1 protein-coding gene is annotated in these 266 nt (G+C 35.7%); it reads left to right on the top strand.

The window, feature by feature from the left end:
- The coding region (locus tag SB847_RS21250) for a SanA/YdcF family protein (RefSeq protein ID WP_410578621.1) at window positions 1-266 on the top strand (266 nt) is incomplete at both ends.

Raw genomic sequence — 266 nt, forward strand, 5'->3', positions numbered from 1 at the left:
CCAAAAGAATGGATGCCGCAGCCCTTCTATACCATCACGGAAAGATCAAAAAAATTATTGTGAGCGGAGAAAAAAGCAAAGGTTATAATGAACCTGCTGCGATGAAAAACTATCTGGTATATCAGGAAGGGGTTCCGGGAGAAATTATCATTGAGGATCCTAAAGGGTTCAACACCTATAAAAGTATTTTACGCTGTAAAGACGTTTATAAAAAGAAAAATGTAATTATAGTCTCTCAGGGTTTCCATAATTTAAGAGCTTTATTT

Source organism: Bacillus sp. SIMBA_026 (assembly GCF_046535335.1).
In the GTDB taxonomy this organism is placed as follows: domain Bacteria; phylum Bacillota; class Bacilli; order Bacillales; family Bacillaceae; genus Bacillus; species Bacillus velezensis.